Genomic DNA, 17,113 nt, shown 5'->3' with positions numbered 1-17,113 from the left:
TATAAGCCACCTCGTCTTGGGCGCCCATCGTCTAGCGGTCTAGGACGCCGCCCTTTCACGGCGGAAACACGGGTTCGAGTCCCGTTGGGCGTGCCATTCTCTCTTCATAAACTTATTGAGGTTTCTCTTCCAAGTCGCTGATTTGGAAGGTTGGTGCGGTTATCGCGACGGATGCGATCAGGTGGCCTTTGCAGCGTCTGTCACGCGCAGTTGGACGCGGCGGGTTCCCTGCCAAAGATCCGCCGAAACCGATCCAGCGACATGAATGGTCGAGCCGCGACTGCCGAGCAGGAAGTCGCCCAGCGGCGTTTCCGTGGCGCGAAAGGCAATGCCGTCGATCCGGCTGCCATCCTGGCCCTCCAGCGTTACCTTGATGTGATTGGAGCCGACCTGCCGGCAGTCGCGCAGCCGGTGCTGCGGAAAGGCGAAGATCGGCTGCGGATGCCCGGAACCGTAGGGACCGGCCTGCTCCAGAAGATCGACCAACTCGATCGTCGCACCTGACGCCCCAAGTGCTCCGTCGACCTTTAGCGTTTCGGTGGAAACCAGATCGCGCACGACAGTTTCGGCACGCTCTTCAAAGAATTGACGAAGTCTGCCGAGGTTCGCGCGCTCGACGGTCAGGCCGGCCGCCATTGCATGGCCGCCACCCTTGACGAGGAGACCGCTCTCGACCGCCGCCCGCACCAGCCTGCCCATGTCGAAACCATTGATCGAACGCCCCGAGCCGGTCCCTCGCCCACTTGGGTCAAAGGCAATCGCGAAAGCCGGCCGACGGAACTTCTCCTTGATGCGTGCGGCAATGAGCCCGACGATGCCGGGGTGCCAGTTTTCCCGCGCCGTAATGATCACCGATGCCGCCTCGCCAGTCCCATACTCCGCCAGCACCTCCGCTTCGGCCTCGGCGAGCATTGCCGCCTCCATTGCCTGGCGCTCGCGGTTAAGCTCGTCGAGCCGGCCCGCGATCGATTCCGCGGCTGCGGCATCGTCAAGCGTCAACAGCCGGCTGCCGAGAGCCGCATCGCCGATACGCCCGCCCGCATTGATGCGCGGACCGATCAGGAATCCAAGATGATAGGGCGTCACAGGGCCGCCAATTGCAGCCTTGCGGAGGAGCGCCGCAAGCCCCGGATTGCCCATATGCCGCGCGGCGATCAGGCCTTTGACGACATAGGCGCGGTTGAGCCCCTTGAGCGGTACGACGTCGCAGACCGTTGCCAGCGCGACGAGATCGAGCAGCGACAACAGATCGAACGAAGCGGCGCGCGGGTCCCCTTGGCCGCGCAGCACCCGCAGGGTGTTGACGAGCACGAGATAGACAACACCTGCGGCGCAGAGATGCCCCTGCCCGGACAAGTCGTCCTCGCGGTTCGGATTGACAAGCGCATGACACGGCGGAAGGGAAGAGCCCACCTGATGGTGGTCGATGACGACGACGTCTACGCCGCGCCCGGCGGCAACGGCAAGCGACTCGTGACTGGTCGAACCGCAGTCGACAGTGACGATAAGGCCGGCACCGTTGTCGAGCAGTTGCTCTATTGCCTGCGGATTTGGACCGTAACCTTCGAAGATGCGATCGGGAATGTAGATGTCGGCTTCGATGCCGAAGTGGCGCAGGAAGCGGACCATCAGCGCGCAGGAGGCAGCGCCGTCGACGTCATAATCCCCGAATATCACCGCCTTCTCACGGCGGCGCACCGCCAGCGCCAGCCGCTCGGCCGCCTTGCGGCAGTCGGTCAGGGTGTCCGGATCCGGCATCAGAGAGCGGAGCGTCGGGTCGAGAAAGGCGGCGGCATCGTCGAGCGCTACGCCGCGGCCGGCGAGCACGCGGGCAATCATCTCGGAATAGCCGTGTACCTGGCTGATCGCTAGTGCCCGATTTTGCCCGGCCTGATCCAGACGTGACACCCAGCGCTGCCCGCTCACCGAGCGTTCCACGCCGAGAAATGCCCGTTGGATCGGATCCGCCAATACGTCCATGCTATTCGCCCGCCTGCAGTCCCCTGTTCTTAGCGGACATTTCAGGCTGGAAGAACCCGCATGACGACGGCTCCGGCGGGCCAGATGCCAGTCGGAGCCGTTTCTCAACAGATTTAATGTGCCGAGCGGCGATCACACGGCCTTTGGCCGTTCGATACGGATGACCTGCGGTTCGCCGACGAGATAGCCCTCGCCCTTGATCGCAACGATCGCCTTGCGCACGGAAGCTTCGAATGTGGCATGCGTCACCAGGATGATCGTCTTCGGCTCCGCAGAATCCACATAGTGCTTGGAATGCTGCATGATCGATTCGAGCGAGATATCGTTTTCGGCCATATGCCCGGCAATGTTGGCGAAGACGCCGGTCCGGTCGAGAACTTTCAGCCGGATGAAATAGCCGCCTTCGTGGCTTTGTATGCGGGCCCGCTTGTAGGGCAACAGTGCGGTCGCCGGGCGCCCGAAAGCCGGGACGTGTTGCGCGCCCGGGCGGCTCTTGGCGATATCGGCGATGTCGCCGAGCACGGCCGAGGCGGTCGCATTGCCGCCGGCGCCGGGGCCGACCATCAGCAGTTCGCCGAGAATATCGGACTCGATCGCAACCGCGTTCGTTACGCCGTCGACCTGCGCGATGACGGAATCGTAGGGCACCATCGTCGGATGAACGCGCTGTTCGATGCCGCTTTCGGTGCGTTGCGCGACCCCGAGCAACTTGATTCGGTAGCCGAGATCGGCGGCCGCCTGGATGTCCTCGATCGAGATGTTGGTGATGCCTTCGAGATAGATGTCATCGGCGGCGATCGCGGTGCCGAAGGCGAGGCTGGTCAGGATCGACAGCTTGTGCGCCGTATCGTTGCCCTCGATGTCGAAGGCCGGATCCGCCTCGGCATAGCCAAGGCGCTGTGCTTCCTTCAGGCAGTCTTCGAACGAAAGCCCCTCCTTCTCCATCTTCGTCAGGATGTAGTTGCAGGTGCCATTCATGATGCCGTAGACGCGCGATACGGTATTGCCCGTCATCGATTCGCGAAGCGCCTTGATGACGGGAATGCCGCCGGCAACCGCTGCCTCATAGTTGAGCAGTGCGCCATGCTCTTCGGCAATGCCCGCGAGATCGATGCCGTGTGCGGCGAGCAGTGCTTTATTGGCGGTGACCACATGAATGCCCCGCTGCAACGCAGCCTTCACGGCTGAATAGGCCGGATCTCCGGCACCGCCCATCAACTCGATGAAGACATCGATGTCCGCCTCGGACGCCAGCGATACCGCATCGTCGAACCACTTGATCTCCGAGAGGTTCACACCGCGATCCCTGGACCGGTCCCTCGCAGTCACGGCCATGATCTCGATCGCCCGCCCGCATGTGGTTGCCAGCATCTCATGACGATCCTGGAGAATCCGCACGAGCGAGGCACCGACCGTCCCCAAGCCCGCAATGCCGATTTTGAGGGCATCTGCCATAGCAAGTTCCTAACATGTAGAGGCCCCGCCAGTGCGGCAGGGCTATTCTGGTTTGTTTATCGGTATTTATCCGATTTCCTAGCGGTGTGCGTTAAGCGAGATGACGTTGTGCATCGTCTCGTCCGCCGAGGACAGGAAGCGCTTGATGTTGCGTGCCGCCTGTCGGATCCGGTGTTCGTTTTCGACGAGCGCCAGCCGGACGTAGTCGTCGCCCTGCTCGCCGAAGCCGATACCGGGCGCCACGGCGACGTCCGCCTTTTCGACGAGGAGCTTCGAGAACTCGAGCGAACCCAGATGACGGAACTTCTCCGGGATCTTTGCCCAGGCGAACATGGTCGCCGGCGGCGGTGGCACCTCGAAACCCGCCTTGCCGAAACTCTCGACCATCACGTCGCGCCGGCGCCGGTAGATGTTACGCACCTCGGCAATATCGCTGCCATCGCCGTTGAGCGCCTGTGTCGCAGCAACCTGAATGGGTGTGAAAGCACCATAGTCGAGATAGGACTTCACCCGCGTCAACGCTGCGATCAACCGCTCATTGCCGACGGCAAAGCCCATGCGCCAGCCGGGCATGGAGAACGTCTTCGACATCGACGTGAACTCGACCGTCACGTCGATCGCGCCAGGCACTTCCAGCACGGAGGGTGGCGGCGCGTCATCGAAATAGATTTCCGAATAGGCGAGATCCGAGAGCACGATGATGTCGTGCTTCTTCGCAAACGCGATCACTTCCTTGTAGAATTCGAGCGAGGCGACCTGCGCCGTCGGGTTCGACGGGTAGTTGAGGATCAGCGCCAGAGGTTTCGGGATCGAATGCCGTACAGCCCGCTCCAACGGCGCGAAGAAGCTGTCATCGGGTTCGACCGAGATGGAGCGGATGACACCGCCTGCCATCAGGAAGCCGAAGGCGTGGATAGGATAGGTCGGATTCGGGCAGAGGATGACATCGCCGGGTGCGGTGATCGCCTGCGCCATATTGGCGAAGCCTTCCTTCGAGCCAAGCGTCGCGACGACCTGGGTCTCGGGGTTGAGCTTGACGCCGAAGCGGCGGGCATAATAGGCGGCCTGCGCGCGGCGCAGCCCCGGGATGCCCTTCGACGAGGAATAACGATGCGTGCGCGGGTCCTGGACGACCTCGCAGAGCTTGTCGACGATCGACTGCGGCGTTGGAAGATCCGGATTGCCCATGCCGAGGTCGATGATGTCAGCACCGGCCGCTCGCGCGCTTGCTTTCAAACGGTTGACCTGTTCGAAAACATAGGGCGGCAAACGCCGGACTTTATGAAACTCTTCCATCTCCAAACCTCGCTTGGCGCAAGCCTCCACGAGCCGTTCGGCTTTCGCGAAAGCAAACGCGGTGGTGAATGGCCGTCATCACGGCCATTGAACGCTTTGCGTCCAAATCACGTGAAAGGCAAGCGCTAATTCTCGATCTGTTTCAGCGTATCGGCACCGTGCTGCTCGGCCAGCAACTGCAATTCCCTCAAGCGCCGCTGATATTCGGCCTCGGAAATCGCGCCGGATTTGCGGGCAGCACCAAGCGCCGTCAACTGGGACTGCATCGAAACCGCCTCCTCGTCGGTCATTTGCTGGGTGGCGGCCGGCTTTTGCCCATAGACGGACGGATACGTGGCGAGTTCCGCCGTTGAACTGCATCCGGCAAGGGTGCCCGCAAGGAGCAAACCCAAAACCCAAGAAATCGAGCCCTGTTTTCCGACGACAAGCATGCTGGCGATGACCCCTGTTTTGCGGCGCGACGATGGACCAGTGCACCACACGCCCGGAAAAGACATGCCGATGACACTTTAACCACTTGAATTCAAAGCGATTTACTTGCTTCCTGTGATTCCATTGGAAAGCTGAACGCTCTAGCTCTTGTAATCATTTTCGGGCAGAATGTAAAAATGCAAAACAGATAAGATGCTGTGGAGGACGCCGGGTGACAGCAGACAGGAAGGCCGAGGACGGCGGTACTAAGAGCGGTTTTGCCGGCTTTGATCCGAAATCGGTCGAGCCCTACATCGTGAAGGACCCGGAAAGCCTGGCCGTCAATCTGGCCCGCGCAGCAGAACAACTCGGCAAGGCAGCCTCTGCATGGCTTGCCCCGCGCGAAGCTGGCGAGAAGAGCCATACTTTCGCCGAGCCCGTTTCCGACATGGTCAAGACGCTGTCCAAGATATCGGAGTATTGGCTCTCCGATCCGCGTCGAACGCTGGAAGCCCAGACGCATCTCATGGGCAGTTTTTTCGACATCTGGTCGCGCAGCCTCCAGCGCATGGCCGGCGACGTCGCGACCGATCCGACAAGTCTCGAGCGCACCGACAAGCGCTTTGCGGACGAGGACTGGGTGAAGAATCCTTTCTTCGACTTCATTCGCCAGGCCTACCTGGTGACCTCGGACTGGGCGGAGCGAATGGTCAACGATGCAGAGGGGCTCGATGATCACACCAAGCACAAGGCGGCCTTCTACGTTCGTCAGATATCGAGCGCTCTTTCGCCGACCAATTTCATCACGACCAACCCGCAGCTCTATCGCGAAACCGTGGCGTCAAACGGCGCCAACCTCGTCAGGGGCATGCAGATGCTCGCGGAAGACATCGCGGCCGGGCGCGGTGATCTCAAGTTGCGGCAGACGGATACGAGCAAGTTCGCCATCGGCGAAAACATCGCGATCACGCCTGGCAAGGTGATCGCGCAGAGCGATGTCTGCCAGGTCATCCAGTATGAGGCGAGCACCGAGACCGTGCTCAAGCGGCCCTTGCTGATCTGCCCGCCGTGGATCAACAAATTCTACGTCCTCGATCTCAACCCGCAGAAATCTTTCATCAAATGGGCGGTCGATCAGGGCCACACCGTGTTCGTCATCTCCTGGGTCAACCCCGATGAACGTCATGCCTCGAAGGACTGGGAGGCCTATGCGCGCGAAGGCATCGGCTTCGCTCTCGATATCATCGAGCAGGCGACCGGCGAACGCGAGGTGAACGCCATCGGTTATTGCGTCGGCGGCACATTGCTTGCTGCCACGCTGGCGCTGCACGCCGCCGAAGGCGATGACCGTATCCGCTCGGCGACGCTTTTCACGACGCAGGTGGACTTCACCTATGCGGGCGACCTCAAGGTCTTCGTCGACGATGATCAGATCCGCCAGGTCGAGCGGAATATGAGTGCGACCGGTTATCTGGAAGGCTCGAAGATGGCCACCGCCTTCAACATGCTCCGGGCCTCGGAACTGATCTGGCCATATTTCGTCAACAACTATCTGAAGGGCCAGGAGCCCCTGCCCTTCGACCTGCTTTACTGGAACTCCGATTCAACGCGGATGCCGGCAGCCAACCACTCCTTCTATCTTCGCAACTGCTACCTGGAGAACAAGCTCTCCAAAGGGGAGATGGTCCTGGCAGGCCGGAAAGTATCGCTCGCTGACGTCAAGATCCCGATCTACAATCTGGCGACGAAGGAAGATCATATCGCGCCCGCCAAATCGGTATTCCTCGGCAGCAGCTGCTTCGGCGGCAAGGTCACGTTCGTCCTGTCAGGCTCCGGCCATATCGCCGGTGTCGTCAACCCCCCGGACAGGAGCAAGTATCAATACTGGACCGGTGGGCCCGCCAAGGGCGATATCGACGAGTGGTTGAGCAAGGCGAAGGAAACACCTGGCTCCTGGTGGCCGCATTGGCACAGCTGGGCAGAAAAGCTCGACAGGAAACGCGTTCCGGCCCGAAAGCCCGGCGGCCCGCTTAACTCGCTTGAAGAAGCGCCGGGTTCCTACGTACGCGCCCGCGCCTGATCGGATCACTCGTGAACTTCTCCCGTCCGCTCGTTCCAGCAACGCTTGTGCAGCGCTACAAGCGCTTTCTTTTTGACGCCATTCTTGCCGATGGAACGAAAATTACCGGGTCATGCCCGAACACCGGCTCGATGCGCGGATTGACGACGCCGGGATCGGCGATCTGGCTCTCCGAGCATGACAGTCCGACACGGAAATACCGCCATATGCTGGAGATCGTCGAAGCAGCCGGAACGCTCGTCGGCATCAACACCGGATTGCCGAACCGGCTTGCCGAGGAAGCGATCGCCGCTGGACTCGTCGGCGATCTTCACACTTACGAGACACGTCGGCGCGAGCAGAGATACGGCCGCAATTCCAGGATCGATATCCTTCTCAGCGACCCGACGAAGGGTCTTGCCTATGTTGAGGTCAAGAACGTCCACTTCAGCCGTGACCGGGGTCTCGCCGAATTCCCCGACAGCCCGACTGAGCGCGGCGCCAAGCATCTCGAAGAACTCGGCGACATGGTGGAGGCCGGCCACCGCGCAATCATGCTCTACCTTGTCCAAAGACCTGACTGCGATGTGTTCCGCATATGCCGCGAACTCGATCCGGTCTATGCTCGTGCATTCGAACGGGCGACCGTGCGAGGCGTCGAGGCCTATGCCATCAAATGCGCGATATCGCCCTCGCAAATAGTGCCGACGGGAGCGATGACTGTGGACGAACCCGCCTTCGCTGATTTATGACATGCGCTTGAAACAATGAAAGTTCTGGAATGGTAACTTATATCGAGGCTGGCGCTGCCCCGTACAAGAACACCGGCGTCATCCGGCTCTACGGACCGGATGGTTTCGAAGGCATGCGCAAGGCCTGTCAGGTGACGGCGCGTTGCCTGGACGAACTCGTGCCCCGCGTACGGCCGGGCGTGACGACAGAAGAGATCGATCGTTTCGTCTTCGAATTCGGCATGGATCACGGCGCGCTTCCCGCGACGCTGAACTATCGCGGCTATACGAAATCTTCGTGTACGTCGATCAATCATGTCGTCTGTCATGGCATTCCGAACGAAAAGCCGCTACGCGACGGCGATATCGTCAATATAGACGTCACCTATGTCGTCGATGGCTGGCATGGCGATTCCAGTCGCATGTATCCTGTCGGCGAGGTCAAGCGTGCTGCGGAACGGCTGCTCGACGTCACACACGAATGCCTCATGCGCGGCATCGCGGCCGTGCGGCCCGGCGCACGCACCGGTGCGATCGGCGAGGCCATCCAGGCCTACGCGGAGTCGGAGCGCTGTTCGGTGGTGCGCGACTTCTGCGGCCACGGCGTCGGCCGACTGTTTCACGACGCCCCGAACATCCTCCACTATGGTCGCGCCAACGAAGGCCCCGAACTGCGCGAGGGCATGATCTTTACGATCGAGCCGATGATCAATCTCGGCCGTCCGCATGTGAAGGTTCTCTCTGACGGCTGGACTGCCGTCACGCGCGACCGTTCGCTCTCGGCGCAATATGAGCACACGATCGGCGTCACCGCGGACGGCTGCGAAATCTTCACGCTTTCGCCGGCCGGCCTGTTCAAGCCCGGCGTTGCTGCAGTGGGCAACGCGTGACAAGAACTCCGCCCCTCTCTGACGGCGAGTTGCAGCCGACGGACGAGCGGCAGTTTTTTGCGCAGCCAAAACCGCGCGTCGGCGACGCCGAAGTGAACGCTGCTACGCCCGCAGAAGCACATTATCACGGTCACCGCGATCGTTTGCGAGACCGCTTCCGTGAACATGGCGATGCGGCGCTGGCTGACTACGAGATCCTCGAACTCATTCTGTTCCGGCTCATCCCCCGTCGTGACACGAAGCCGATTGCCAAAGCGCTGCTCAGCCGCTTCGGAACGCTCGCCGGCGTTTTCGGAGCGCCGCTCAACCTGTTGCAGGAGGTCAAGGGCGTTGGAGAATCCGTCGCTCTCGATCTCAAGCTCATCGCCACGGCCAGCCACCGAATGCTGAAGAGCGAACTGCGCGAGAAGCAGGTCCTGTCATCCTGGAGCGCCGTTATCGACTACTGCCATGCGGCGATGGCGCACGAGACCAAGGAGCAGTTTCGCATCCTCTTCCTTGACAAGCGCAACGCGCTGATCGCCGACGAAGTGCAGCAGCGAGGCACGATCGATCACACGCCGGTCTACCCTCGGGAAGTGATCAAGCGTGCACTCGAGCTATCCGCGACCGCGCTCATCCTCGTCCATAACCACCCCTCCGGCGACCCTACGCCTTCTCGTGCGGATATCGAGATGACCAAGCTGATTGCCGAAGCCGCAAAGCCGCTCGGCATTGCCCTGCACGACCATATCATCATCGGCAAGGACGGCCACGCGAGCCTCAAAGGGCTTCGATTGTTCTAGACTTGGCCTACTGCGCGATTCCTTAGGGTCTGCTCACAGCCATCTCGCACGCCGGAAGAACCGGTAGAGAGTGACGCACAGTCCGACGATTATGGCCAGAACGACAAAATAGCCGTAGCGGAACCTGAGTTCGGGCATGTCCTCGAAGTTCATGCCGTAGATTCCGGCGATCGCCGTCGGGACCGCGAGAATGGCGGCCCACGAAGCGAGCTTGCGCGAGATTTCCGTCTGCTCCGACTGGCCGATCATCAGGCTCGCTTCGAACGTGAAGGCAAGCACTTCGCGCAGCGCATCGATGTCTTCCTGCACCCGTCGAACATGATCAGTCACATCCCGGAACAGATGCTGCATCGCCGCGTCCATGCCTGGAAGTTCCAGGTGCTCGTGCCGTCGGCACACGTCCACCAGCGGCACGACCGCATTGCGCAGGCGCAGGAGGTTTCGACGCAACAGGTAGAGCCGTTCTATATCGGCCTTATCCAAGCGGTCGCGCAGCAACCGGTCCTCGAGTTCCTCGACCTCGCTGTGGATTGCCTCGACCACCGGCATATAGTTGTCAACGATGAAGTCGAGGATCGAATAGAGGATGTAATTCTCACCGTGAGCGAGTGCCGCGGGTGATGCCTCGCATCTCTGTCTGACCGCCATATAAGAGGTCGACGCGCCGTGACGAACGGAAATGACGTAGCCGCGTCCGACGAAGAGATGCGTTTCGCCGAATGAAATCTGGTCGTCCGCCATATGGGCGGTGCGCGCCACGACGAAGATCGCATCGCCGTAGATTTCCAGCTTCGGACGCTGATGTGCCTTTCCAGCGTCCTCGATTGCCAGGTCGTGGAGATTGAATTCGGCCTGAATCTGGCGCAACAGCGTCTCATCCGGCTCGTGGAGGCCGATCCAAACAACGACGTCTTCGCGGCCCCGCCATTGTCCCGCCTCTTCGATCTGGATGTCGCGCAGACGCTGCCCGTTCTGGTATACCGCGGCAGCTACGACGCCCGGGCGAGCCGGAATTGCCACTTCCGCTTGGATCGCTCCAGTCACCTGGTGGGGGGTCGCCGTCGCCTCTGATGCCATTTCTAGACTCCACCGCAATTCGCCGCGCGAGAAAACCGAAAGGCGGGTGCCGCCGATACCCGACGCCTAATGCGCCAACATAGCCGTATTTCCGCACAGGCGCATCCACGATAGAACAGTGCGCATCGCGCTTCATCAAACTGCGCAATTGACGCTATAAACGCGTGCGGGTGAAATTTGCCGCATCGCACAACGATTCTCTTTCGCATACGGGAAGCGTTCATGAACCAGTTCGATCTCATCGTCATCGGAAGCGGCCCAGCGGGGCGCAGGGGTGCCATCCAGGCCGCGAAACTCGGCAAGAAAGTACTTGTCATCGAGCAGGGCAAACGCGTCGGCGGCGTCTCCGTCCATACCGGAACTATCCCGTCAAAGACGCTTCGCGAGACTGCGCTTAACCTCTCCGGCTGGCGCGAACGGGGCTTTTACGGCCGCTCCTACCGGGTGAAGCAGGAAATCAGCGCAGAAGATCTGCGCCGTCGCCTCATCATCACCCTCAACCACGAGGTCGAGGTGCTCGAACACCAATTCGCGCGGAACCGTGTCCAGCACATCCGCGGCCGCGCAAGTTTTGTGGATCCGACGACGATCGAGGTCGTCAAGGAAGACGGCGAGAGCATTCCTGTCTCCGCGACGAGCATCTTGCTTGCTGTCGGAACGAAACCGTTCCGCCCGGACTACATCCCGTTTGACGGCAAGACCGTCGTCGACAGCGACGAATTGCTCGACATCGAGGAACTGCCGCGTTCGCTGGTCGTAATCGGCGCAGGCGTCGTCGGTATCGAATATGCCACGATCTTCAGCGCCCTGGACACGCAGGTGACGGTCATCGATCCCAAGACGACTATGCTCGATTTCATCGACAAGGAGATCGTCGAGGACTTCATCTATCAATTGCGCGACCGCAACATGAAGCTCAATCTCGGTCAGAAGGCCGAGAAGGTGGAGCGGCTCGAAGACGGTAAGGTTCTGCTTACACTCGACAATGGCCGCAAGATCACGACGGAGATGGTCTTGTTTGCCGCTGGCCGCATCGGTGCCACCGATGCTCTCAACCTGCCTTCCGCCGGGCTGGAAGCGGACAGCCGCGGGCGACTGAAGGTGAACCCTGAAACATTCCAGACCTCGGCTCCCAACATCTATGCCGCCGGCGACGTCGTCGGTTTCCCGAGCCTGGCTTCGACCTCCATGGAACAGGGGCGTGTCGCCGCCCGCGTCGCCGTCGGCGCGATTGCGAAGGAGCCGCAGAAATATTTCCCCTACGGTATCTATGCCGTGCCGGAAATCTCGACCTGCGGCCTCTCCGAAGAAGAGGTCAAGGAACGCGGCATTCCTTATGAGTGCGGCATTGCGCGGTTCCGGGAAACGTCGCGCGGACACATCATGGGTCTCGATTCCGGTCTACTGAAAATGATCTTCTCACTCAAGACCCGGCGTCTGCTCGGCGTCCATATTATCGGGGAAGGCGCGACCGAACTCGTGCACATCGGCCAGGCAGTTCTCAATCTGAAGGGCACCGTCGAGTATTTCGTTGAAAACACGTTCAACTATCCGACGCTCGCCGAAGCCTACAAAATCGCTGGCCTCGACGCGTGGAACCGAATGGGCGAGATCAAGACGGTTTAAACCGTCCTCCGGGTTCCCATCTCAGCCGCCGTTTCGGCTGTTCCTTCCCAAAGAAAAAGGCCGCCTTGGGAGGCGGCCTCTTAAATTCTGTTCGACGGCAACCGGTTATTCGGCGCTCTCGTCAGCGGCCTTCTTTTTGGCCGGAGCCTTCTTCTTCGGTGCAGCGGCTTCCTCGCCTTCAGCAGCTTCGGCCTTTGCAGCAGCCTTCTTCTTGGCTGACGCCTTCTTGGCGGCCGGCTTGTCTTCGGCTTCCTCGTCGTCAGCCATCAGCTCTTCCTTGGAAACCGACTTGTCGGTTACCGAGATTTCGGAAAGCAGGTGATCTACGACCTTCTCTTCGAACAGCGGTGCGCGCAGCGAAGCGGCGGCGCCGGGGGTGTTCTTGAAATAGTCGAGGATCTGCTTTTCCTGGCCCGGGAACTGGCGCAGCTGTTCGAACAGCGAGCGCTGCATTTCGTCGTCGCTCACCTGAACACCGGCCTTTTCGCCGATTTCGGAGAGAACGAGGCCGAGGCGGACGCGGCGTTCGGCGAGCTTGCGATACTCGGCGCGAGCTTCCTCTTCGGTCGTGTCTTCATCGGCGAAGGTCTTGCCGGCCTGCTGCAGGTCGGTGTTGATCTGGCGCCAGATGTTTTCGAATTCGGCATCGACGAGGCGCTCCGGCGACTCGAACTGGTAGAGTTCGTCGAGTTGGTCGAGGATCTGGCGCTTGACCTTCTGACGGGTAACAGAGCCGTACTGGCTTTCGATCTGGCCGCGAACGATTTCCTTCAGCTTGTCAGCCGATTCGAGGCCAAGCTTGGTGGCGAGTTCGTCGTTGATCTCGAGCGGAGCGGCGGCGGCGACGTCCTTCACTGTGACGTCGAAGGTCGCTTCCTTGCCAGCGAGGTTGGCGGCCGGATAGTCGGCCGGGAAGGTCACGGTGATCGTCTTTTCGTCACCGGCCTTGACGCCGACGAGCTGCTCTTCGAAGCCCGGGATGAAGCGGTTGGAACCGAGCACCAGTTCCGCATCCTCGTCCTTGCCGCCGTCGAAGGCAACGCCGTCGACCTTGCCGAGATAGTCGATGGTGACGCGGTCGCCATTGGCAGCCTTGCCCTTCTTGGATTCGTAGGTGCGGGCGCTTTCGGCGATGCGCAGGATCTGGTCGTTGACTTCGTCTTCGGCGATGTCGACGACTTCGCGGACGACCTTGATGCCGCTCACATCCTTGAGTTCGATCTTCGGGATGACCTCGTAGGCAACCGTGAATTCGAGATCGGCCTCGGCATTGAGGATCTTGTTGGCTTCGGCCTCGTCCTCGGTCATCGCGATTTCCGGCTGCGTTGCCGACTTCTCGCCACGCTCCGTCAGGATTTCGGTCGGCTTGTCACGAACGATCTCGTTGACGAGATCAGCCATGATCGACTTGCCGTAGACCTTCTTCAGATGCGCAACCGGCACCTTGCCCGGGCGGAAGCCGTTGATGCGGACGCGGTCCTTCACTTCGGCCAGGCGCTCATTCATCCGAGCTTCCATGTCCTTGGCCGGGATGACGACCTTGAGTTCGCGCTTCAGCCCTTGAGCGAGCGTTTCGATAACCTGCATGTTCAAACCTTCATTTCACGTTGACAGTGCTCTTGCCTCGAAAGGTTTGGCGAGCACGTGAGCCGATCCATTTGCCGGGAGTGGCTTTACGCAATTCCTTGACCGTTTTGCAAGCAAAATGGCACTCCGCCAACCCTCTTCACCGTCGAATTCCGACGTTTGGCAACCGTATTGTCCTGGTGCGGGTAGAGAGACTTGAACTCCCACGCCTTGCGGCACCAGAACCTAAATCTGGCGTGTCTACCAATTTCACCATACCCGCGTTCAGACAACCACACCGCCTGATCGCATTTCCCGCAAGACAACCAGCGGGAGCACCGCGGATATTCTGGACATGCGAAGGGTTCGGGCTTTCCCGAGCGCGGCGTCTCTATATCACTCGTTTTTGCCGGATCAAAGAGAAAATGCGCGCCAATGCACGCCCGTGTCTTCACCTTCTCCTAATTATTCTGGACCAAGAAGCCGGCAAGAAAATGAAGTTCCTTCATGCTACAGCGCCGCGCGTCTTGTGAGACGCGCAAAGAACGCTGTAGCACTTGATTTGCTGCATGTATTTATCCCCAAATCGGCTACGATTTGAACACGCAGCAGCAAGCACCATCAATATAGCGGCTCCACATAAAGCTGCGCACCATTCACGGAAACCTGCCTGATCTGTGCACGCCCATCCGCGTTCACCCGCACGTTGACCGAAAGCGCATGGGCGTCGCGGGCGGTTTCAAGAACACGGCCCTCGCCTTCCGGCACGTAATAGCGCTCAATGCCGTAGTTCGGCTGCAAGGTTTGCGGCGGTGTTCCAAGTGGCGGATAATAGGAGAACGGCAGCGATCTGATGACGACGCTGTCCGGCGCTTGCGCCAGCGGCCCGAACGATGCCTCGACCGGTCCCCAGAAACCGTCCGCCTGCTCTCTGAGCCGCACGAAAAGCACCGCCCTCGTCGTCTCCTCGGGCAAGTCGCCAGCAACGATATCGGGCGAGATGCGGGAGATGTCGTAGGTCAGGATCACATAGTCGCCACGCAGGAGGTCTCGCGGATCGACCGGCGCACTTCTCAGAAGCACGTCCTTGCCGTTGCGCAGGATCGAAGCGCGGCTTTCGATCATGTATCCGAGCACGGCCGTCTGGAGCGCTGCGACCGCAAGTGCCGCGACAATGGGACTGCGCCAGCGGGCGCCAGGCAAAACAGCGTTCATTGAGAAGCCTCCCCCACTCGTCCAAGCCGTCGTTCAACTCGGATGACGAGCCAAGCCACAAGCGCGACGACCATTCCGGAAATCAGGAAGAAGCCGGATGTGCCGAGGATCGATCCGAGCGTCTCGAAGGCCAAATACAAGATCTCCAGAGCAAACACCGTGTAGCCCAGATAACGAACCGCACCGTTGCGCGCGCCCACAATTCCAATACCCATGAGGGCAACGGCAAGCAGGCCGACGCCAACGGTTGTCTCCGCCAAAACGCCTTCCGCTTCACTTTGCAAGGCGACAAGGCCGATGACAGAAACGGCGAAAGAATAGAACGAAGGCGCGGAACCGGCCTGGCAAGCGAGACCATACAGCGGCGATCGCGGCAGCGACGCGAGGAGAAAGGCGATCAAACCGGCGGCAAAGAAGGAGATTGCGAGCCAGAGTCCCGGGTTGTCGACGTAAAGCGCGCCTAGCCAGGCGACGCAGAGAAGATAAGCCAAATGGCGCGTGCGCCCTGCATTGGTGTAGCGGACCAGCGTGAGCACGATAACCGCCAGCACCGGCACGACCCAGAAATAGGACTCAATCGCCGGAACAAGTCCTCCGCTGTCGAACAGCGTGATCAGAAACGCCCAGGCAAGGCATGCGGCGATCGTCGTGACGGCGGCCGACGCGAAGGCCGCTGCCGACAGGCATGCCCCGGCGAACCAGAGAAGCATCGCATCCGCTGCGTCGCCTGACAGATGATACATTTGGCCGACCAGAGCGATGCCGGCGCCGAAGGACATGGTGCCAAGAATAAGCAGAGCGGCGCCAATCGCCTTGGCTCCGCTCCCGAAGAAATAGGCACCGAGAAAATGGAAGAGCCAGATCAATGCGACGACGCCCGAGACTCTGACGAGGCGCGGCAACACCTCCCAATTCGCCGCGATGAGCAAAAGCAGCGAGGCCGAAAGCAACAGTGCTGCCAGCGCCAACAGGACACGGCCGACGCTGAAAGTGGATTCGCGTGCGTCATATTCCGCCAGCATCGCGCTTGCCGACGACTGGGGAAGCAGGCCGAGGTCCACCCAACGCTTCAGATCCCGCTCAATGCGTCCTCGATACATCTCACCTCCGGACCGTCCTCCCGGCCATATCGGGCCTTCCCGACGCCGCGACCCGGCTTCAGAGAATAGCAAATCAGGAAAAATGGCTACTGCATGTTTCCTTAAGTCGTCGCCGATTCAAGGATAAAAACATCCAGCAATTCAAAGTGCTGCGGCGTCCTTCCCGCGTCTGATACGACACGCGGCGTTTTAGAGAAAAACAACGGGCTTCTTCCGCCCGGTAGCGTGAACGGCTTATCCGCAATGGAAATGCGCCACGGGAGTTGCGCGAGCCGCATATCTTCCATGCGGATATTGCACTGCACAAATCGATTTAAAGCGACTATATTCAAACCATCGAAGGCGACGCGAGGTGACGAACCGAACCGACGCCAGCGGGATTGGTCGCCCGCTTCCGGGACCCCGGAAAGACCCGAGCGGAAGCTCGAAGAATTCGGAGCAGCGTACTCCTCCTCCCAACGCTTCTCCGATAAGATTGGCAACACTCCTCCTCCCGGTTGCCAATCACTTACACGACGCCCGCTGGACCTCCTCCCCCAGCGGGCGTTTTGCTTTCTGCCGCGCTGAACTCGCAAGAGCGCCAGTTGCACAATATTCGAGCAATTTCTCCGCATTTGCCACATGGCCATGCATAATATGCATAGGTGCCATTCGGTATCGCCTCTACACAAAGTGCGTCCCGAGACCTATTTTTCAACCATCGATCGGGGCGGCGCACTCCTCCTCCCAGCGCACCCCGATACGGATTGGCGACACTCCTCCTCCCGGTTGCCAATCAGAACAAAGCAACGCCCGCCGGACCTCCTCCCCCGGCGGGCGTTGCTTTTTGTGCATCTCTGCCCCCAAGCGGATCCATCCTCTCGCCACAGCCGGCACGTATCGGCGACGCGCCGGAAAAGGTTGGAGCTAAAGGTGAATTAAC

Annotated in this window: 14 protein-coding genes and 2 tRNA genes; 6 read left to right on the top strand and 10 right to left on the bottom strand. The window is 60.4% G+C overall.

What is annotated here, in order from left to right; genetic code table 11:
• The first annotated feature begins 20 nt into the window (after window positions 1-20).
• Window positions 21-96: transfer RNA gene (locus QN224_RS22535), tRNA-Glu, on the top strand.
• A gap of 81 nt (window positions 97-177) precedes the next feature.
• Here QN224_RS22535 and recJ read toward each other — a convergent pair.
• The 4 genes from recJ to QN224_RS33910 all read right to left on the bottom strand — a co-directional run bounded on the left by recJ (window position 178) and on the right by QN224_RS33910 (window position 5,162).
• Complete coding sequence (gene recJ, locus QN224_RS22530; protein WP_283978436.1) at window positions 178-1,980, bottom strand: single-stranded-DNA-specific exonuclease RecJ; 1,803 nt, start codon at window positions 1,978-1,980, stop codon at window positions 178-180.
• A gap of 132 nt (window positions 1,981-2,112) precedes the next feature.
• The gene (locus QN224_RS22525; RefSeq protein WP_283978435.1) at window positions 2,113-3,435 is read right to left on the bottom strand and encodes a homoserine dehydrogenase; all 1,323 of its coding nucleotides are present in this window, start codon (window positions 3,433-3,435) and stop codon (window positions 2,113-2,115) included.
• Window positions 3,436-3,513: 78 nt separating this feature from the next.
• Window positions 3,514-4,731: an LL-diaminopimelate aminotransferase gene (locus tag QN224_RS22520; protein ID WP_283978434.1), complete on the bottom strand. Its 1,218-nt coding sequence runs from the start codon at window positions 4,729-4,731 to the stop codon at window positions 3,514-3,516.
• A 125-nt stretch (window positions 4,732-4,856) separates the two neighbouring features.
• A complete protein-coding gene (locus QN224_RS33910; RefSeq protein ID WP_336621121.1) occupies window positions 4,857-5,162 on the bottom strand; it encodes an SHOCT domain-containing protein in 306 nt (101 codons plus the stop codon).
• Between the two features lie 212 nt (window positions 5,163-5,374).
• On the opposite strand from QN224_RS33910, the gene phaC reads away from it, so the two are divergent.
• From phaC to radC, 4 genes are read left to right on the top strand one after another with little or no spacing between them, the layout of a single operon-like run.
• The gene (phaC, locus tag QN224_RS22510) at window positions 5,375-7,222 is read left to right on the top strand and encodes a poly(3-hydroxyalkanoate) polymerase subunit PhaC (RefSeq protein WP_283978432.1); all 1,848 of its coding nucleotides are present in this window, start codon (window positions 5,375-5,377) and stop codon (window positions 7,220-7,222) included.
• 11 nt (window positions 7,223-7,233) lie between these two features.
• Window positions 7,234-7,953 carry a DNA/RNA nuclease SfsA gene (gene sfsA / locus QN224_RS22505; protein ID WP_283978431.1) on the top strand — a complete coding sequence of 240 codons (720 nt, stop codon included), beginning with the start codon at window positions 7,234-7,236 and terminating at the stop codon, window positions 7,951-7,953.
• Between the two features lie 29 nt (window positions 7,954-7,982).
• Entirely contained in the window at window positions 7,983-8,822 is an 840-nt protein-coding gene (gene map, locus QN224_RS22500; RefSeq protein ID WP_269276003.1) for a type I methionyl aminopeptidase, read from the top strand.
• Window positions 8,819-9,607 (top strand): DNA repair protein RadC, encoded by a 789-nt coding sequence (gene radC / locus QN224_RS22495; RefSeq protein WP_283978430.1) that lies wholly within the window; start codon window positions 8,819-8,821, stop codon window positions 9,605-9,607. Before map ends, radC begins: the two co-directional genes overlap by 4 nt.
• Window positions 9,608-9,640: 33 nt before the next feature.
• Here the strand turns inward: radC and QN224_RS22490 are convergent, their stop codons facing one another.
• Window positions 9,641-10,684: a magnesium and cobalt transport protein CorA gene (locus QN224_RS22490; RefSeq protein ID WP_283978429.1), complete on the bottom strand. Its 1,044-nt coding sequence runs from the start codon at window positions 10,682-10,684 to the stop codon at window positions 9,641-9,643.
• A 222-nt stretch (window positions 10,685-10,906) separates the two neighbouring features.
• On the opposite strand from QN224_RS22490, the gene sthA reads away from it, so the two are divergent.
• Window positions 10,907-12,310 (top strand): Si-specific NAD(P)(+) transhydrogenase, encoded by a 1,404-nt coding sequence (gene sthA / locus QN224_RS22485; protein WP_283978428.1) that lies wholly within the window; start codon window positions 10,907-10,909, stop codon window positions 12,308-12,310.
• A gap of 105 nt (window positions 12,311-12,415) precedes the next feature.
• On the opposite strand, the gene tig is transcribed toward sthA, so the two are convergent.
• The 5 genes from tig to QN224_RS22460 all read right to left on the bottom strand — a co-directional run bounded on the left by tig (window position 12,416) and on the right by QN224_RS22460 (window position 16,676).
• The gene (tig, locus tag QN224_RS22480; protein ID WP_283978427.1) at window positions 12,416-13,897 is read right to left on the bottom strand and encodes a trigger factor; all 1,482 of its coding nucleotides are present in this window, start codon (window positions 13,895-13,897) and stop codon (window positions 12,416-12,418) included.
• Window positions 13,898-14,074: 177 nt separating this feature from the next.
• Window positions 14,075-14,159 (bottom strand) — tRNA-Leu (locus QN224_RS22475).
• A gap of 338 nt (window positions 14,160-14,497) precedes the next feature.
• On the bottom strand, window positions 14,498-15,091 hold the full coding sequence (locus QN224_RS22470; RefSeq protein WP_173512772.1) for a GDYXXLXY domain-containing protein: 594 nt from the start codon (window positions 15,089-15,091) through the stop codon (window positions 14,498-14,500).
• Window positions 15,088-16,191 (bottom strand): DUF2157 domain-containing protein, encoded by a 1,104-nt coding sequence (locus QN224_RS22465; protein ID WP_283978426.1) that lies wholly within the window; start codon window positions 16,189-16,191, stop codon window positions 15,088-15,090. The genes QN224_RS22470 and QN224_RS22465 overlap by 4 nt, the downstream gene beginning before the upstream one ends.
• 101 nt (window positions 16,192-16,292) lie before the next feature.
• Window positions 16,293-16,676: a hypothetical protein gene (locus tag QN224_RS22460; RefSeq protein WP_283978425.1), complete on the bottom strand. Its 384-nt coding sequence runs from the start codon at window positions 16,674-16,676 to the stop codon at window positions 16,293-16,295.
• Window positions 16,677-17,113 lie beyond the last annotated feature (437 nt).

Origin of the sequence: Sinorhizobium sp. 7-81 (genome assembly GCF_030124405.1) — a bacterium.
Taxonomy (GTDB): Bacteria; Pseudomonadota; Alphaproteobacteria; order Rhizobiales; family Rhizobiaceae; genus Sinorhizobium; species Sinorhizobium psoraleae.
Note: the sequence above shows the minus strand (reverse complement) of the source record. Positions and strands in the feature narration are given on the sequence as shown.

What these genes read in the sequence shown, in the direction of transcription:
- recJ (WP_283978436.1), bottom strand. Translation starts at nt 1,980, where the DNA reads ATGGACGTATTGGCGGATCCGATCCAACGGGCATTTCTCGGCGTGGAA.
- QN224_RS22525 (WP_283978435.1), bottom strand. Translation starts at nt 3,435, where the DNA reads ATGGCAGATGCCCTCAAAATCGGCATTGCGGGCTTGGGGACGGTCGGT.
- QN224_RS22520 (WP_283978434.1), bottom strand. Translation starts at nt 4,731, where the DNA reads ATGGAAGAGTTTCATAAAGTCCGGCGTTTGCCGCCCTATGTTTTCGAA.
- QN224_RS33910 (WP_336621121.1), bottom strand. Translation starts at nt 5,162, where the DNA reads ATGCTTGTCGTCGGAAAACAGGGCTCGATTTCTTGGGTTTTGGGTTTG.
- map (WP_269276003.1), top strand. Translation starts at nt 7,983, where the DNA reads ATGGTAACTTATATCGAGGCTGGCGCTGCCCCGTACAAGAACACCGGC.
- QN224_RS22490 (WP_283978429.1), bottom strand. Translation starts at nt 10,684, where the DNA reads ATGGCATCAGAGGCGACGGCGACCCCCCACCAGGTGACTGGAGCGATC.
- sthA (WP_283978428.1), top strand. Translation starts at nt 10,907, where the DNA reads ATGAACCAGTTCGATCTCATCGTCATCGGAAGCGGCCCAGCGGGGCGC.
- tig (WP_283978427.1), bottom strand. Translation starts at nt 13,897, where the DNA reads ATGCAGGTTATCGAAACGCTCGCTCAAGGGCTGAAGCGCGAACTCAAG.
- QN224_RS22470 (WP_173512772.1), bottom strand. Translation starts at nt 15,091, where the DNA reads ATGAACGCTGTTTTGCCTGGCGCCCGCTGGCGCAGTCCCATTGTCGCG.
- QN224_RS22465 (WP_283978426.1), bottom strand. Translation starts at nt 16,191, where the DNA reads ATGTATCGAGGACGCATTGAGCGGGATCTGAAGCGTTGGGTGGACCTC.